A 16,789-nucleotide genomic window follows, 5' to 3' on the forward strand; every position below is an offset into this window, starting at 1 on the left:
GAGACTCGGCGGAAAGCGCGGTGGAATCAACGCCGGACAGGGTCCGACTGCGCGCGCCGAACCGGCTCACACGCCAGCACTTCGCGCTGTATCGCGGCTATCTCGATGGTGTGTCGGAGGCGCAGTTGCACGCATCGTATGGCGACGCCAGCACCGATGTCCGGACCACGCGACGCCTGATCGACGCGCTCCGGGATACGCTGTCGGTCCTCGCCCGGCGCGCCCGCGATACGGAAGCCGCGCATTTGCTGCGGCTTCGCCCCGGCAGCATTCCGCTATTCGAGCCCGAGCCGGCCGCTGCAGCCCCCACGCTCGATGACTTCCGCGAGAGAACCGATCCGGGTGGCGTTTACAGCGAATCCGAGTTGCTGGCGTTATATGAGGAGGCTTATCCGCCGGACACCTCCCCTGCCCTGGACCGGCGCGCCGCGCGCAATGTGCGGTTGCGGCGCCGGCAGGCGGACGCGCTTGCGCGCATGGAGGCATCGCTTGCGCAGGATCCGAGTCCGGATCATCCCATCGACGGCTGGTTCGAGCCTGCGATCACCGCGCGACTCACGGCGGCCGGACTCACGACGCTCGCGGATGTCATCGAACTGATCGAAGGTCGACGGCATCGATGGTACACAGTCGTGCCGCGACTCGGCCCGAAGGGCGCACAGCGCGTCGTCGACTGGCTCCAGCTTCATGCCCAGGCGCTTCGGCACACACTTTCACCGGTCACGCTCGTGCCGAGGCGGCAGTGGCAAGCGGGCGACGTCGCGCTGGCGCAACCTCCGGAAACCAGCGAACACCGCGAAGTGGTGATCGCGCCGATCGAGGCGCTGCGCGTCCCGCCGGCGCTCGACGGGTCCAAAGGGTCGAATCGGTCGGGCGTCGGCGCGCCGTTCGACACAGATGTCCGCGCAATTTTTGCGTGGCTCGACGCGCGGTCGGGCAGCGCGCACACGCGGCGTGCGTATCGACGCGAAGCCGAGCGCTTGCTCTTGTGGGCTTTGGTGGAACGGGGCAAACCGCTGTCATCGCTCGATCGCGGCGAATGCGGCGAATACATCGACACGTTTCTGGCGAATCCGCAACCGGCGGCGCGCTGGATCGCGGCTCATCGTGGCGAACGATCTTTCGGCGGGTGGCGCCCTTTTGCCGGCCCGCTCTCCGACCGCAGCCGCGAGACGGCTCGCTCAATAGTGAGCGCGATGTGCGAATGGCTCGTCGGAGAGGGCTATCTGGCGGTGAATCCCTTCGCGGGATTGGCGCGCGTCGCGGCGCCGCCCGTGTTTGAATCGGCCACGCGCACGCTCGATCTCGCGCAGTGGAAATGCGCCCTGCAATCGGTTGAGCGAGATGTTTACTCTTTTTCGGAGCACCGCGACAGATTAGCGCTGCTTCTCGCCTACGCGACCGGCCTGCGCCGCGCCGAACTCGCAGCCGCAACGACCGGCGCGCTCAGCTTGGGACGCTTGCCCAGCGTGGCTGGCGCAGTCTGGCGTCTCTCGGTCGATCAAGGCCGCGGCGCGCCGCGCACCGTGCTTTTGCCGCCAGTGGTCGTCGAAACGTTAACGGACAATCTCGCGATGCGCGGTCTGCAAAAGCCGCTGGATTGCGCCGAAGGCACGCCGATCATCGCTCAGGCGCGCGGCGGGCAAGCCATCACGCCCGACGGTATCGGGAAGATCTTCAAGAGCATTTTCACCAACGCTGCCGCGTTCATGGAATCGCGCGCGCCCGGCAGCGGTCAGCACTTGAAACAGGCGAGCACGCACTGGCTGCGTCACACCCACTCGACGCATGCGCTCGGGCACGGCGCAGAGTTGCGCGAAGTCAGCGCCGGCCTCGGCCACGCCGATCTCTCGACGACCTCGCTCTATCTCAGAAACGAGGACACGGGGCGCTTCCTTGGCGTCGAAAAACTGATTCGCAACGCGTCGATAGACTCGAAATCCTGAGAGTCTTCTTAATTTCGCGTTTACACGAGCGCTGAGCGTTGTAAAAATGCCCGGTGCGGGTGCTCAAGTACTTCAGAGTTTACTTGAGGTTTACCGGGTCGCCGTTTATTCTTCGGTTTGCAGCTTGTTTTCCACCAACCGAAGAATTATTTGCTTACCCAGGCCCGCCAGTGACTGCGAATTCCATGCTAAGCGCTCGGCTTCCCGAAGTCGATCAATCCGTTTCGATCGAAACGCTCTTGGGGGTGGCGGCCCAAGCCACTGACATCCTCAATCAGATCCGCGACGCGATGTTGGAGCCGTACCCGCGCAAAAGCGCGCCGACATTCACGAGCGCGCAGGTCGCATCGCTATGCGGCGTCGATAAGCAGCGGTTCCAATACCTGACCACCAAGGGCGATCTGCCCGCGGGAACGTCCAAGGGCGCTGGCCGTAGCAAGGAGTTCACGCTCGAAGAGGCGCTGACCTGGATTCGCGCAACGAAGGAACGCACGCGTCGGCCGGAAAGCAGACGCGGACGTATCGTGACCGTCGCGAACTTCAAGGGCGGCGTCGCGAAAACGACGACCGCCGTGTCGGCCGCACAGGCGTTGACGCTGCTCGGACGCAAGGTGCTCGTCATCGACTGCGATCCGCAGGGCACGACCACCCAGTTGTGCGGATGGGCCCCCGACGCCGAAATCTCGGACGATCAGACCCTTCTTCCGCTCATATACGGCGATCGACAGACCCTCCACTACGCCGTGCAGGAAACGTACTGGCACAACCTGGACCTTATCCCGGCATCGTCGTCGCTTTTCGACGCCGAGTTCGAGATTCCCGCTAAGGTTTTGAACGATAGCACGTTCGAATTCTGGGAAATCGTGCGCAAGGGTTTGATGCCGCTTGCAAACGAGTACGACGCGATCGTCATCGACACGCCTCCGGCGCTGAGCTATCTGACGATCAACGCATTGCTTGCGTCGGACGCAATCCTGCTCCCCTGCCCGCCCGAGGCGCTCGACTTCGCAAGTTCGACGCAGTTCTGGCACCTTTTCGCCGATATCGCGAAGAAGCTGCCGGGGGTGCTGGAGCAGAAGCGGTTCGATTTCGTGAACGTGATCATGACGAAAGCGAAGTCGGATGATGTGTCGCGTGTCGTGCGTGGATGGCTGCAGAAGGCTTACGGCGATCGCGTGCTGCCCTTCGAAATCCCGGAATCGACGGTGCCGAAAGGCGCGTCGGCGCAACTGTCGACGGTCTATGACCTGTCGAAGCCGGATGGCAGCACGGCCGCATACAACCGGTTCAAAGAGCCGCTCGACCGACTCGCCGAGCATCTCGACGCGCAGTTCGTTCGCGCGTGGAATCAGAAGGAGGAATAAATGGGCATCGGGGACAGACTCCTCGCCAAGACAGCGAACATCGGCAGCAAGCCGACGGACGCGGCGCAACCGCGTCCGGTCAGCACAGAGCCGCGCACGTCACCAGGGCGATTGATGGATGCGCAGAATCGCATAAATAGCGCGCAGTCTCGAATCAAGGAACTTGAGTCGCAACTCGAGGAGCGTGCTGCGCTGGAAGTGCGACTCGATGCGCTCATCGAAGTGCATGGGCGGCGTCGCAAACTTACGGCCGAGCAGTTTCAGGAATTGAAAAACAACCTTGCCCAGCACGCGCTCGCCACGCCAATTTTGGTGCGCGCATTGCCGGAAGGTCGCTTTGAAATCGTCGCGGGACATAACCGCGTTGCCGCTTATAGAGAACTCGGGCGCTCGACGATCCGCGCGAACGTTGCATCGATCGAGGAAGGCGAAATCGAGTTTGCGGCGTTCTTTTCGAACCTGCTATCGCCGTCGCTAACCGACTTCGAGAAATACTGGAACTTCAAGCGATTGCAGGAATTGAGCGGGTTGTCGCGCGCCGAGATTTCCGAGAGCGCGGGATTGAGCAAGAGCCACGTCACGCGAATCTTTTCGTTCGACGCGCTGCCGGAAGCCGCCAAATTAGCACTCGCTGAAAAGCCTGAACGTCTGGGAAGCAATGCGGCGCAGAAACTTGCCGCGCTGACCGAGGCAGGGAAATCGGAAAAGGTAGTGGAAGCGATTCGCCGCCTTATCGAGGACGAAAGCTTCACTCAGGACAAGGCCGTCGCGCTCGCAACGGAGAAACCTCGCGCGGCTGCACCAAGCTCAACCGTTGTTCGCTCAGGTCGGAGAAAGGTTTGCGAGGTGTCTACGAGAAACGGCGTCGTCGGCGTTCGCTTCTTTGAGAAAGAAGCGACTGACGCAGAGGTGTGGGGGCAGCGGATCGCCGACTTCATCAACAAAACGTTGAGCGAATCGGAACAGAATTAATAAACCTACTAGGTTTTCGTTTTAAATCAACGACTTAACGAACTAAGCGAAGTTTTGGGCGATGGACCTAGTAGAATTTCCTTAGAAATCAATGACTTGATGATTCAGCACTGACGAGGCTGTTATGTAACGAGCAAGCTGTAAAAAGACAAAAGCCTTCGGCGCCAACCGAAGGCTTTTGAATATCGGGCTTAACTGCATGTCGCCCGTTCCGCTTCCCGACGCCAATCGGGTCACGAGTACACACCTCGAAGTTTAGCGGAACGCGATGGGCAGTCAAGCGTTTGTCCTCCATTTTCCGAAATGGACGTACTTGACATGCGTATCGCGCAACGTTCCGTTGCAGGCGAGGTTGAATCTCGCCTTCAAAACTCAGAATCAGGCTCCGCGGTAGCGGACCAACTCGCTCTCGATGAATACGCCTGCGATCGATCGAACCTTCCTTGGGTGATCTTTCGCGCGGCGCATCGCGCTACCCACACGACTGCGCTCCCCGCGAGAGCGAGAGCGTTGCTCGCAGCTCTCGCCCGCACCGTCGATGCGTCTCGCCCGTACGCGCCGATCTTTGCCCGGCGCGAGTTGCTTACCGGACGCGCACAACAATCCATGCGCACGTTCTATCGCAGCATGGATGATCTCGAAACCACCGGTTTCATCACTCGGCCGCCCCAGACACGCTATGGCGCGGCTGGTTTGTTCGGACGCGCCTACATTCATTTGACGCCGAAAGCCGCCGCTCTGCTCGGTCTCGTCGAACATCCAAGCGAAGGGCAGAAACCGTCCGTTCCTAGTCGGGAAGATGCCGTCAAAACCGAACGCGCCGTTTCTTTGGCGCCGCCGTCTGTCACCGTGGCAGACGGCGCTATATATAAGGATCTAATCCCTACTACTCAAAGGAGACAATCAGGACGCCTGCCCGCGGATCTCCAGCGCTTGCTGTCTCTGGGATTTCGTGAATTTCTGATCTTCAAACTGATGCGCGAGGCGAGGCTTCACGAGAAACTTCTGTCGGATGTCGTGGAAGCCAGTTGGAATCATCTTCGTCGCGCCAAGCACCCGATCAGCTATCTCCGCACCCTCCTGCGGGCCCCGGTCGATTTCGCCTACCGCGTCCGCAGTCAGCGACACACACAAGCCGAAGACCAGAACCAGCGCACGCGCGCTACACAAGTCGATACGGCCATTGCGAAACTCATGGGTCAATCCTTCCTAAGCCGCGACGGACTCCGGCGTTATCGCGTTTCCGATGACGCCCGATCTATCGTCATTCATCATCGTGACGAGGCTCAGCCGCGCGTGCATGCGGGTGCGTGGGCACCCGATTTCCTCGCCGCGCTTGAAGCAGGGCATATCGTCTTCCTTAACCCCAACGCCCCGAGTGACGTGCAGGCGAATTCCGATCGAGGTGCTTCGACGTGCGCCTCCGAAATCGAGCGTCCGTCGGAGGCGCACCTTAACGATCTCAAAGCGCTCCTACGCTTGAAGAGAGCCAGCGCCGCCCCCACTATGAAGTCAAGGGACGCGGAGAGGCCGTCGAGTCACGGCCAGTCGACTTCACTCCCTTTGTGTTCGCTCTTACAGACGATTTCGCGTGTCGCGTCATCGACGAGACCTCGCGAAATACCTGAGTTGAAGTCGTGAGCAATCTTCGCGACCAACAGCAGGACAGACTTAGATCAGACGAATGCCGCGCAATGGCAACGTCGGGAAAAGTTTTTTAAATCAGGCTGCTGCGACGCAGCAAATGCTGATATACTCTAAGGTTGCGCCTTAATGGGCGATTGGAAAACGCAAGTACCGCGTCTGGATGCGGTTTGCGTGTTTTGCTCGATGCGATTTTCAGCAAGCCGTCCGTGGTCGAAGCTGTCATCGAAATCATCGCGAGCCGTCACGCTCGCTCCCGGGGATCTGTCGTCGCCGAGCAAACCTGTCGAGGAGAAAGTATGGCAAGTTTTGATCGGGAAGATTCGGAGCTGGATATCGTCGCGCCGGCGCGCAAGGCACCAGGCCGGCGGGCGAACAAAGGGAAGGGCCAGGCCGGCACGATACAGCCCGATGTCGCGATGACCGCGGAGCAGAATGAAGAACGGCAACGTCAGATGCGCGCGCTCATCCAGTTGGGCAAGGATCGCGGTTATCTCACGCACGCCGAGATCAACGACCACCTGCCGGACAATTTCGCTGAAACGGCTGCGATGGAAACCATCGTCAGCACGTTCCACGACATGGGTGTCGCTGTCTACGAGCAGGCTCCGGATGCCGAAACGCTGTTGCTGAGCGATAGCGCCCCGAGCGTGGTCACCGACGAGCAATCGGACGAAGAAGCGGAAAACGCGCTATCGACGGTCGATTCCGAATTCGGTCGCACGACGGATCCGGTTCGCATGTACATGCGCGAAATGGGCGCAACCGAGCTGCTCACGCGTGCCGGCGAAATCGCCATCGCGAAGCGCATCGAAGACGGCCTGCACGAGATGATCCAGGCGATCGCGGCATGCCCGTCGACCGTCGCGACCATTCTCGCGGATGCGGCGCAAGTCGAATCGGGTGAGCTCAAGATCGACGATCTGGTCGACGGCCTGAAGGAAGAGGACACGGCAGAGGAAGATATTTCGGCGCCCGAAACAAACGACTCCGCCGACATCGACACCGATACCGATGACTCCGACAGCGACGAAGACGACGACGACGATCTGGACGGCGGCGATGCTGGCGCATCGAATGAAGCGCGCCTGAAGCAATTGAAGGCCGATTGTCTCGAAATCTTTGCACGCGTGCGCGAGCTGGCCGAACAAGCGAGCAATCCTAAGGGTTCGGGCGCGGTCGCCACGAAGGCAGTCGAAAAAGCGCGCGCCGAAATCCAGCGCGAGCTCGGCTCGATCCGCTTCACGGCGAAGACCATCGACCGCCTGTGTGTCGACGTTCAGCAGCGCGTGGCGCAGGTGCGTGATATCGAACGTCGCGTTTTGCAGATCGCGGTGGATCGTTGCGGCATGCCGCGCGAGAAGTTCGTCGAATCGTTCGTCGGTCACGAGACCGATCTCGATTGGACGTCGCGTGCGGCTGCGGGCTCGAAGCATTACGGCGCGTCGCTCGAGCGCAGCTTGCCGGCGATTCAGGCCGAGCAGCAAAAGCTCATCGATGTCGAAGGCGTGGTCGAAATGCCGCTCAAGCAACTCAAGCAGATCAACCGTCAGATGACGGCTGCCGAGTTGAAGATGCGCCAGGCCAAGCGCGAGATGATCGAAGCGAACCTGCGTCTCGTGATTTCGATCGCGAAGAAGTATGTGAATCGCGGCATGCAGTTCCTGGATCTGATTCAGGAAGGCAACATCGGTCTGATGAAGGCGGTGGACAAGTTCGAATATCGCCGCGGCTGGAAGTTCTCGACGTATGCGACGTGGTGGGTTCGTCAGGCTGTGACGCGTTCGCTCGCGGATCAGGCGCGCACGATTCGCGTGCCGGTCCACATGATCGAAACGATCAACAAGCTGAACCGCATTTCGCGCGAGATCCTGCAGCAAACGGGTCAGGAAGCGCATCCGTCCGTGCTCGCCGAGCGTATGGAAATGCCGGAAGAGAAGATCCGCGGCATTCTCAAGATCGCCAAGCAGCCAGTGTCGCTGGAAACGCCGGTCGGTGAAGATGCCGATGCGACGCTCGGCGACATGATCGAAGATCAGGGCGCCGCGTCGCCGGCCGATGCCGCCGTGCACGCGAACATGCGCGCCGCGATCGACGATGCGCTCAATGCGCTGTCGCCGCGCGAGGCGAAGGTGCTGCGTATGCGCTTTGGCATCGACACGGCGTCTGACTACACGCTCGAAGAGCTGGGCAAGCAATTCGACGTGACGCGCGAGCGTATTCGTCAGATCGAAAGCAAGGCGATGCGCAAGCTCATGCATCCGAGCCGCGCCGACAAGCTGCGTCCTTTCCTGGATCGCTGATCTACCGGGCCGTCCGGACTACGTCCGGACGAACTCGAAAGCGCGTGCCGCCGATTCAGGCGGCACGCGCTTTTTTTATTTCCCGGTCGCATCAACCGTGAGCGGTGCCTTTGGGCATCTTGGCGTTCGCGCACGCCTGTAGCGCGGCGATCGCCTTGTCGGCGAGCGTCATCGTTTCTTCGCAGGCGAGCCGGTCGCGGAAGATCGAGCATCCGCCGCCCGCGTTGATCCGCGCCACGGCGCTGCGCACCTTGTCCAGCGCGGATTGCGGCGAGCCTGTGTCGCGGATGATCGAGGCGACGTCGAATGCGCTGCCAGCGTCGGTTTCGACGTAGCCGGGACATTGCGTTTGCGCGTGAGCCGCGACGCAAATCATTCCGATCGCGGCGATGGCGGGAAATCGTCGCGATCGAGCAGAACGGAAAGGAAAGGCGCGGGGAGAAAACGAGCGGAAGGGGCTATCCATGGGCGTCACCACCGTCAGATATCGCATCGAAGAACGTGAACGTTCGGCGAATTCGTGTCGGCTGGGAACGCACATGCTTGTCCACAGATACCGTGCACAAGCATGTGGATATCCTGAGCATCGCCGGATCAAGCTCTTGATGCGTAACGCATTTCATCCGGCGAACGAAATTCGCGCGCTGCTTCGCCTCCCATTCTGAACCGGTTGAAAAAATCGTGTCGATGCGAAAAAAAATGGCTAGACCTGAAACGCAATGGCTAGACCTGAAACGCCCGGACAGTCTGCCTGAGCTCGCGCGCCTGTGCGTCGAGCGACAACGCCGAGGCCGACGCTTCGTTCACCAAAGCCGCATTTTTCTGCATGAGTCGATCCATCTGCGACACCGCGTCGTTCACTTCGTCGATGCCGCTGCTTTGCTCGCTCGACGCCGTGGCGATCGCTTCGATTAGCGCGGACACGCCGTCGACGGAATCGAGCAGATCGGTGAGCGTTGTGCCCGCGCGTTTCACCGTCGCGCCGCTCGATTCCACGTGCGCGTTCACCTCGCGCGTCAGTTGCGAGATTTCCTTCGCCGCACCCGACGAGCGCCGCGACAGCGCGCGCACTTCCTCGGCGACCACCGCGAAGCCGCGCCCCAGCGATCCGGCGCGCGCCGCTTCCACCGCGGCATTCAGCGCGAGCAAATTGGTCTGAAACGCGATCGATTCGATGACGCTCGTGATCTGCTCGATTTGCGCCGAACGTGAGGACAGATCGGTCATGCGCGCGATCGCATCGGCGACGGCGCGCTCGCCGTCCTTTGCCCGTTCCGATGCTTCTTTCGCGAGTTCGCGCGCGCGGTTTGCGTGATCGGCGTTGGTGCGCACCGTCGCCGCGATCTGCTCCATGCTCGCCGATGTCTGCTGCAAGCTCGCCGCGTGCTCTTCCGTGCGCGCCGACAGCGCGTGATTGCCTTCGGTGATGTCCGCCGCCGCGAGGCCGATGGTGTCCGTCGATCGCTTGATGTCGCCGACCATCGCCGCAAGCTGGCTGCGCATCAGGCCCATCGCGTGCATCAGGCTTTGCGTGTCGCCGGGCGCGACGGGCACGTCGGTCAGCAAATCGCCTTTCGACACGCGCCGTGCGACGCTCGCCGCAAGTTCCGGCTCGCCCCCGAGTTGACGCACGAGCGTGCGCGCCATCGAAAAGCACAGTCCGCCGACGAGCGCCACGCCTGCGGCGATGCACGCGCCCACCGTCCACTGCACGATGCGGCTCACGCGCTGCGCGTCGTCGTATTCCCGCTGCGCGGCGGTGAGCTGGAACGCGCGCAGTTCGGTGCTCTCCTTTTTGACGCGCTTCGCCTGCGGCTCGATCTGCTGCGTCACGATCCACTGCGCTTCGGACAGATTGTTCGCTGTGAGCAGATTGGCCGTCGGACGAAAACCCTTGTCGCGCAGCGTCGCCCAATCGGCGGCGAGGCGTTTGGCTTGCGGCGCTTCGGTCGCATCAAGCGGATAGCGCAGATATCGGCCGAGCAGGGCATCGACGTTCGCAATGCGCTGCTGCGTCGACGCGACCACGGCTTGCGTCTTTTGCGCCGACGGATCGAGCACCGCGTCGCTGATCGCGAACTGGCTTTGCGTGATGAGCTCGTCGATGGTCGAGATGGTTTGCAGCGCTTGCGCGCGGCCTTCGAAGACGTGACGCAGCGCGGCATTGCCTTGCTGGACGCCGAATAATCCGGCACCGCCGACAACGACGAGCACGGCGGTGACCGCGCCCGTGACGATCGCGAGGCGCGCCTTGACGGTGAGCTTTGACATGTTCGGTAGAGGAGGGAAGTGCGCGAGGAAGTCCGGCCCCGGGCGCGGCGTTGCGCAGCGCGATTGGCCAATCGTCAGACATTTTCGAAAGAGCGCACTCTACCGGTCGTTCAAGACGGTCGTGTGACAACCGTCTTTCGCATACGGATCAATCGCGTTTCGGGATTTCCAGTCCGCGCTTCACGGCAGGCCGCGCCAGAAAAGCTTCGAGCACGCGTTCGACGTTTTTGAATTCATGGAAATCGACGAGTTCCCGCGCCTCGTAAAAGCCGATCAGATTGCGTACCCACGGAAACGTCGAAATATCCGCGATGCTGAATTCGTCGCCCATGATCCAGTCGCGGCCGTCGAGCCGTTGGTCGAGCACGGCGAGCAGCCGCTTCGATTCGGCGACGTAACGCGCGCGCGGCCGCTTGTCCTCGTATTCCTTGCCCGCGAATTTATGGAAGAAGCCGACCTGCCCGAACATCGGACCGATGCCGCCCATCTGGAACATCAGCCACTGCAGCGCTTCGTAGCGTTTCGCCACGTCGTCGGGCATCAACTGGCCGCTTTTCGCCGCGAGATAGATGAGGATCGCGCCGGATTCGAACAACGGCATCGGCTCGCCGTTCGGGCCGTCCGGATCGATGATCGCGGGAATCTTGTTGTTCGGATTGAGCGATAAAAACTCCTCCGACAACTGGTCGTTCTTGTCGAAGCGCACGAGATGCGGCTCGTAGGGCAGGCCGGTTTCCTCCAGCATGATCGAGACTTTCACGCCGTTCGGCGTCGGCAGCGAGTAGAGCTGGATGCGCTCCGGATGCTGAGCGGGCCATTTGCGAGTGATGGGAAAGTCGGAGAGCGCGGTCATGAAAGGTCCTTTTTAGTCGAACCGCGAATATAACCATTTCACCGAATTCGTGTTCCGCATGGCGGCAGCGCGGCGTGTCATCGGGCGGACGCATCGATAGGGAAAAATTGAGGGATCTCGTACAGACGCTGCCTGTCGATGGGCGGAGTCTGTCTATATCTCTAATACAAAGACGATTGTAGGAATCGCTGTACACACACGAGGATTGCGCGTAACGCCTTCGGTCAAGAAGTCAACCAACAAAGAACAAACCAAGCCCTTGCGGGAACAATGCAGCGCGTGCGCGAAGTGCGGGCCGGATCGCTGGCTCGCTTATTGCATCGATGCGGATGCCGAGAATCCGTGTCGGACTTTACGAACCGTTGGTTACCGCTGCCATGAAAACCGCTCCTCTCGCAACGCTCACCGCATTCGCTGCCGTGGTCGGGGGACTACTGCCCAGCTTGTGCGCCGCAACGCCTCTCGAAAGCCAGCTCGACTGCAAATCCAGTGCGCACAGGTTCATCGCGCCCCTTGTCGCCGACAAGTCCATCGACGCGCGTCCCATGCGCGTCGAGGCGAATTCCGTGAATGCCTTCAAGCCGACGCACGGCAGCGATCTCACCGCCTACGGCTTTCGCGTCTTCGCCGTGCTGGGCTACGAGCAGGGCGACGACATGTTCAAGCGCGGCAGCGGCCAGCCGATCAACGATTCCGCGTACGGCGTCGTGGTGCTCGCCGCGTCGGAAACGGTGGAGGCGAAGGTGCGCGAATCGGGCAGCACGGCAGTCGTAAAACAGGTCGTGCCGATGGTGATGACCGCCGTCTTCTGCGATGGCAGCGGCGTCCACAACACGACGACAGCGGGCGCGGTCACGACGGAAGCATCGCGTAATCGCTGATTCATCGCGATAATGTTCTCCCGATTTGCGCGCGCATGTGTCGCGCGCTCAACAACAGGAGAACGCAGACATGTCCGACGCAGCCAACCAGTCTCAACGAATCGCCATCGTCACCGGAGCGGGCAGCGGCATCGGGCGCGCAGCCGCGCTCGCGTTGCTGGGCGACGGCTGGTCGGTCGTGCTGGCGGGAAGGCGTCCCGCGCCGCTCGAAGCGGTGATCGGCGAATCGAACGCGGCGCAACGCGCGCTCGCCGTGCCGACCGATGTTTCCGATCCGCAATCGGTCGAAAAGCTCTTCAAGGCGGCGGTCGAGCGCTTCGGCCGCGTCGATCTGCTGTTCAACAACGCCGGGGTGTCGAATCCGCCCGGACCGTTCGAGGACTGGACGCCCGAGCAATGGCGCAATGTCGTCGATATCAATCTGAACGGCATGTTCTATTGCCTGCAGCAGGCGTTCCGCACGATGAAGGCGCAAACGCCGATGGGCGGGCGCATCATCAACAACGGCTCGATTTCCGCGAGCGCGCCGCGCCCGAACTCGGCGGCCTACACCGCGACGAAGCACGCGGTGCAGGGCCTCACGAAAACCGCATCGCTCGATGGCCGGAAGTACGACATCGCGGTCGGGCAAATCGACGTCGGCAACGCATTCACCGAACTGTCCGAGCGCATGTCGCGCGGCGTGCCGCAGGCGAACGGCGAGATCGCCGTCGAACCGATGATGGACGTGAAGTTCGTCGGCCAGTCGGTGCTGTACATGGCGAATCTGCCGCTCGAAGCCAACGTGCTGTTCCACACGGTGATGGCGACCAAGATGCCGTTCGTCGGCCGCGGCTGAGTCTTTCCTACGCAGTCCGATACCAGACGCGAATGCCCGAGTACCAGTGGCTGACGCTGGTATCGTCGCCGGCGCCGAACGTCGAGAGGCTCTCGACGTTCAGCACGTCGATTCCGTTCTCCGCAATCCACCTGTTCGCGCGCTCGACGAGCGCCGCGCCGTTCTCGTACACGTTGCCCTTGATGATGTGATGCTGCAGAACCTGTCGCTCGAAGTCTTCGTAAGCGATCTTTGCCATCCGTTGTCTCCTGTCTTTTCGTTTTGATGCGCCGGGATATCGGCACGCGTTTATGTTGCGGCGCAGCGCTATCGCCGCATGACGCGTTCTGCCGATTCGAGCATCATATGGCCTGACACACGCTCGTGCGAATCGGTATATCCCGCGTTCGCCCGCAGCGAAGAACGAAAGCATTGCGGGAGGCGATCAAAACAAAAGCGCGCTGCCAGGCGCCGATAAGTGCCTCACTCAAGGAGACAAGGAGAGCACGATGGACATGCGGCAACGCGAGCACATCGAGGCAGTCGTCGCGGCGACGACGCGGGCGGAACCGGTCGTGTCCGCGCCCGCGCCGCTGCGCACGCACGAGAGCATCATCGAGTCTTCGTGGCGGCGTTGCGTGCATCAGTACGGGCTCGATCCGTCGCGCATGCAGGAAGCGCGCATCCTGCCGCAGACGCGCCTGCGCGAGCATCAGCAGCGTATCGACGATTTCGCGCGCATCGCGCGTCACGGCCTGGAGACGCTCTACGAGCAGGTCGCGGGCATGGGCTACGTCGTGCTGCTGACCGATGCGCTCGGCGTGACCGTCGATTACATCGGCGATTCGAACACGGATTTCGCGCTGCGCCGCGCGGGCCTGTATCTCGGCGCGCAATGGAGCGAAGCCGGCGCGGGCACGTGCGCGGTCGGCACCGCGCTCACGACGGGCCAGGCGCTCACCGTGCATCAGATCGATCATTTCGACGCGACGCATATCCCGCTGACCTGCACCGCCGCGCCGCTCTACGATTCGCGCGGCGCGCTTGCCGCGATCCTCGATATCTCCGCGCTCACGTCGCCGCAGGCGCGCGACAGCCAGAATCTCGCGCTGCAGCTCGTGCGCATCTACGCGGGGCATATCGAGAACGCGAACTTCCTGCGCACGCATCGGCAGGACTGGATTCTGAAGCTGAACACGTCGCCCGAATTCGTCGATGTCAATCCGGAATATCTGATCGCGCTCGATGCGAGCGGGCGCATCGTCGGACACAATCGCCGCGCGCACGCGATGCTCGCGGCGGAAATCGGCCGGCCGATCGCGCCCGGCGAAGCGGCGGCGTCGCTGATCGGCGTGCCGTTCGACACGCTCTTCGATACGCGCATCGACGAACTGGGCCGCTTCGTGTATTCGCGGCCGAGCGAGTTGCGCGCGGTGCCGCTCGCGAAATCGGGCGCGCTGCTTTACCTGAGCGTGATGCCGCCCGCGCCGTGCTTCGCGCCGGCCACGAACGCGACTTCACAGCGCAGCGTCGAAGTGCCCGCGCCGCTGGCCGCGCTCTGCGGCGGCGATGCCGCGCTCATGCGTCAACTGCAACGCGCCGCGAAGCTCGTCGATTCGCCGATCAATCTGCTCGTCAACGGCGAAACCGGCAGCGGCAAGGAATTCTTCGCGAAGGCGCTGCATCGCGCGAGCGCGCGGCGCGCGGGGCCGTTCGTCGCGGTGAATTGCGCGGCGATTCCGGAGACGCTCATCGAAAGCGAATTGTTCGGGCATCTGCCGAACAGCTTTTCGGGCGCAGGCGCGAAGGGCAAGCGCGGGCTCATTCAGGAAGCCGACGGCGGCACGCTCTTTCTCGATGAAATCGGCGACATGCCGCGCGAACTGCAATCGCGACTTCTGCGCGTGCTCGCCGAAGGCGAAGTGCTGGCGATCGGCGCGTCGCGGCCCGTATCGGTGGATGTGCGCGTGATTTCCGCGACGCATCATTCGCTCGACGCGCTCATGCAGGACGGACGCTTCCGCGAAGACCTGTACTACCGCTTGAACGGCGCGCGCTTCACGCTGCCGCCGCTGCGCGAACGAAGCGATCTCGACTGGCTCGTCGACAAACTCCTCGAAGGCGCGGTCACGCTGTCGCCCGCGGCGCGCGAGCGCCTGCATCGACATGAATGGCCGGGGAATCTGCGCGAGCTTTGTAACGTGCTGCGTTATGCGCGCGCGGTGTGCTCGAACGGTCTGATCGAAGTCGACGACTTGCCCGAAGGATTCGCAGGCGTGGCCGCGCCAGTCGAGCCGGTCGAGCCGCCACCGCGCGCCATCGAGGAGTTCGACTCGCATCGCCTGCCGCCGGAAGGCATGCTGCTGATGCAGTACCTGCGCGCCGCGAGCTGGAACCTGAGCGCGGTCGCGCGGCAGATCGGCGTGAGCCGCATGACGCTGTATCGGCGCATGGCGCGCTATGGCATCCGCTCGCCGAATCAGCGCGACGCGAACGGGCACTGAGCACCGATACGCCTGTACCCCGCCGATACACCTGCCGCTGTGACACCTGTCACGGCGGCGTCCCGTACGCCCTCCGAAGCGCCCGTTTTCCACGGGTAATCCCTCGCTTTTTCGCGTCCGAACGCGCCATTCCGATTGGCATGGCGCTTGCCTTTATCCGCCGCACAAAACGCAAAACGGAGACACAGGCATGCGTGAAAACGCGGCGCCGCTCGTCGGCATCATCGCCAATCCTGTTTCGGCGCGCGACATCCGGCGCGTCATCGCGAACGCGAACAGTCTGCAACTCGCGGATCGCGTGAACATCGTGTTGCGGCTGCTTTCGTCGCTGGCGTCGTGCGGCGTCGGGCGCGTGTTGATGATGCCGGATCGCGAAGGCCTGAAGGTCATGCTCCAGCGCCATCTCGCGCGCAAGCACGGCCCGGATGCCTCACTCGCCAAGGTCGAATTCCTCGACATGCCCGTGACCGCGCGCGTCGACGACACGTTCCGCGCCGCGCGCATGATGCGCGAGGCCGGCGTCGATGCGCTCGTCGTCCTCGGCGGCGACGGCACGCATCGCGCGGTCGTGCGCGAGTGCGGACAGGTGCCGATCGCGGGTCTTTCGACGGGCACCAACAACGCATATCCGGAAATGCGCGAGCCGACGATCTCGGGACTGGCGGCGGGGCTTTATGCGACGGGCCGCGTGCCGTCGAGCGAAGCGCTCGCGTCGAACAAGCGGCTCGACATCGAGATATGCGATTCGAAAGGCAACGTGCGCCGCGACATCGCGCTCGTCGATGCCGTCATCTCGCACGAGCATTTCATCGGCGCGCGGGCGCTGTGGAAGATCGATACGCTCGCCGCCGTCTACGTCTCCTATGCCGATCCGCAGGCGATCGGCATGTCCGCGATCGCGGGCCTGCTCGAACCGCTCGGCCGTCACGATCCGGGCGGCATTGCAATCGAGCTCGCCGCGCGAGGTCAGGGCGAATTCGATCTGCACGCGCCGATCGCGCCGGGTCTCATCGAAGCCGTGCCGATCGCGAACTGGACGCGCCTGTCCGATGGCGTGCCGCATCGCGTGAAGCAGCGTTCGGGCATCGTCGCGCTCGACGGCGAACGCGAGCTCGCTTTCGGCCCCGACGATGAAGTCAAGATCACGCTGAAGGAAAACGCCTTTCGCAGTATCGACGTGGGCGCCGGGCGGGGGTTAGGGGGCCCCGGCCGGGGGGGGGGGGAGCGGGGGCGT

General features: G+C 62.5%; 13 protein-coding genes. 9 read left to right on the forward strand and 4 right to left on the reverse strand.

What is annotated here, in order from left to right:
• The first annotated feature begins 20 nt into the window (after nucleotides 1-20).
• The 5 genes from PQR08_RS36200 (at nucleotide 21) to rpoD (ending at nucleotide 8,229) form a co-directional block, all read left to right on the forward strand.
• Complete coding sequence (locus PQR08_RS36200; RefSeq protein WP_250485740.1) at nucleotides 21-1,946, forward strand: site-specific integrase; 1,926 nt, start codon at nucleotides 21-23, stop codon at nucleotides 1,944-1,946.
• A 185-nt stretch (nucleotides 1,947-2,131) separates the two neighbouring features.
• Nucleotides 2,132-3,310, forward strand: coding sequence for a ParA family protein (locus PQR08_RS36205; RefSeq protein ID WP_238294457.1), 1,179 nt, complete (start codon nucleotides 2,132-2,134; stop codon nucleotides 3,308-3,310).
• Complete coding sequence (locus tag PQR08_RS36210; protein ID WP_250485741.1) at nucleotides 3,311-4,282, forward strand: ParB/RepB/Spo0J family partition protein; 972 nt, start codon at nucleotides 3,311-3,313, stop codon at nucleotides 4,280-4,282.
• Between the two features lie 303 nt (nucleotides 4,283-4,585).
• The gene (locus tag PQR08_RS36215) at nucleotides 4,586-5,923 is read left to right on the forward strand and encodes a replication protein O (RefSeq protein ID WP_408164089.1); all 1,338 of its coding nucleotides are present in this window, start codon (nucleotides 4,586-4,588) and stop codon (nucleotides 5,921-5,923) included.
• A gap of 302 nt (nucleotides 5,924-6,225) precedes the next feature.
• Nucleotides 6,226-8,229 carry an RNA polymerase sigma factor RpoD gene (gene rpoD, locus PQR08_RS36220; RefSeq protein ID WP_250485743.1) on the forward strand — a complete coding sequence of 668 codons (2,004 nt, stop codon included), beginning with the start codon at nucleotides 6,226-6,228 and terminating at the stop codon, nucleotides 8,227-8,229.
• Nucleotides 8,230-8,320: 91 nt separating this feature from the next.
• On the opposite strand, the gene PQR08_RS36225 is transcribed toward rpoD, so the two are convergent.
• The 3 genes from PQR08_RS36225 to PQR08_RS36235 form a co-directional block, all read right to left on the reverse strand.
• Complete coding sequence (locus PQR08_RS36225; RefSeq protein ID WP_238210780.1) at nucleotides 8,321-8,605, reverse strand: hypothetical protein; 285 nt, start codon at nucleotides 8,603-8,605, stop codon at nucleotides 8,321-8,323.
• Nucleotides 8,606-8,952: 347 nt separating this feature from the next.
• Nucleotides 8,953-10,500: a methyl-accepting chemotaxis protein gene (locus PQR08_RS36230; RefSeq protein ID WP_250485744.1), complete on the reverse strand. Its 1,548-nt coding sequence runs from the start codon at nucleotides 10,498-10,500 to the stop codon at nucleotides 8,953-8,955.
• Nucleotides 10,501-10,648: 148 nt separating this feature from the next.
• Nucleotides 10,649-11,353, reverse strand: a complete 705-nt coding sequence (locus PQR08_RS36235; protein WP_250485745.1) for a glutathione S-transferase N-terminal domain-containing protein — start codon at nucleotides 11,351-11,353, stop codon at nucleotides 10,649-10,651.
• Nucleotides 11,354-11,730: 377 nt separating this feature from the next.
• Here PQR08_RS36235 and PQR08_RS36240 point away from each other — a divergent pair, with 377 nt between their 5' ends.
• Nucleotides 11,731-12,234 carry a hypothetical protein gene (locus tag PQR08_RS36240; RefSeq protein ID WP_238294463.1) on the forward strand — a complete coding sequence of 168 codons (504 nt, stop codon included), beginning with the start codon at nucleotides 11,731-11,733 and terminating at the stop codon, nucleotides 12,232-12,234.
• Between the two features lie 70 nt (nucleotides 12,235-12,304).
• Nucleotides 12,305-13,072, forward strand: a complete 768-nt coding sequence (locus PQR08_RS36245) for an SDR family oxidoreductase (protein ID WP_238210786.1) — start codon at nucleotides 12,305-12,307, stop codon at nucleotides 13,070-13,072.
• 7 nt (nucleotides 13,073-13,079) lie between these two features.
• Here PQR08_RS36245 and PQR08_RS36250 read toward each other — a convergent pair whose 3' ends face one another.
• The gene (locus PQR08_RS36250) at nucleotides 13,080-13,310 is read right to left on the reverse strand and encodes a hypothetical protein (protein WP_187603771.1); all 231 of its coding nucleotides are present in this window, start codon (nucleotides 13,308-13,310) and stop codon (nucleotides 13,080-13,082) included.
• Between the two features lie 250 nt (nucleotides 13,311-13,560).
• Between PQR08_RS36250 and PQR08_RS36255 the strand changes: the two genes are divergently transcribed.
• The gene (locus tag PQR08_RS36255) at nucleotides 13,561-15,555 is read left to right on the forward strand and encodes a sigma-54-dependent Fis family transcriptional regulator (protein ID WP_250485746.1); all 1,995 of its coding nucleotides are present in this window, start codon (nucleotides 13,561-13,563) and stop codon (nucleotides 15,553-15,555) included.
• 190 nt (nucleotides 15,556-15,745) lie between these two features.
• Nucleotides 15,746-16,789, forward strand: a 1,044-nt coding sequence (locus PQR08_RS36260; protein ID WP_408164094.1) for an ATP-NAD kinase family protein, incomplete at its 3' end; no start/stop codon positions are given.

The organism is Caballeronia jiangsuensis (assembly GCF_046030135.1).
GTDB lineage: Bacteria > Pseudomonadota > Gammaproteobacteria > Burkholderiales > Burkholderiaceae > Caballeronia > Caballeronia jiangsuensis.